This window comes from Mesorhizobium sp. M5C.F.Ca.IN.020.32.2.1 (assembly GCF_004023105.1).
Lineage (GTDB): Bacteria > Pseudomonadota > Alphaproteobacteria > Rhizobiales > Rhizobiaceae > Mesorhizobium > Mesorhizobium wenxiniae.
Genome location: NZ_RZSX01001656.1, coordinates 1 through 473, shown reverse-complemented (window position 1 = coordinate 473; position 473 = coordinate 1). Strand labels below are relative to the sequence as shown.

The following is a 473-nucleotide window of genomic DNA, read 5'->3' as shown; positions in this document are numbered from 1 at the left end:
CAACAATCAAGGTGCTCCCGTCGACATCATCCGTGACGAGCTGGTGAAGCAAGGCATCACCATCAACGGCCTGCCGCTGATGACTCGGAGTGGCTTCACCAGTGTCTACGACGTGAACTATCTCGACCGCTACTACACCGACTGCGTCATCGGTGGGCCCGGCGCGTTCATGATCCCGGTCAATGAGTGGACGCAGTTTCCCGAAGCGATCCGCCGCAAGCTGGTGCTCGAGCTTGCCGGGCCTGCCTCACCGCAATGGGTGGCGGACGAAGCGGCGCATCCGCCGGTGATACTGGCGCAAGGCAAGCCGGCCACCGACTGTCAGGTCGGCGAGAAAATGTGGCGCGACCGAAGCTGGATGTTCGACAGCCGCTAGAGCACTGGACGTTCTAGACTTGGCGAACACTCCACTCCGGGAGGCAATGGCGTCTACACCATCCAGGTGTTGCCTTTTTACGCGACCAGCAACTGCT

At 60.9% G+C, this 473-nt stretch carries 1 protein-coding gene; it reads left to right on the top strand.

Annotation, left to right across the window (positions count from 1 at the left end):
- The coding region (locus EOA86_RS37995) for a DUF1194 domain-containing protein (protein ID WP_128345901.1) at positions 1–376 on the top strand (376 nt) is incomplete at its 5' end.
- Positions 377–473 lie beyond the last annotated feature (97 nt).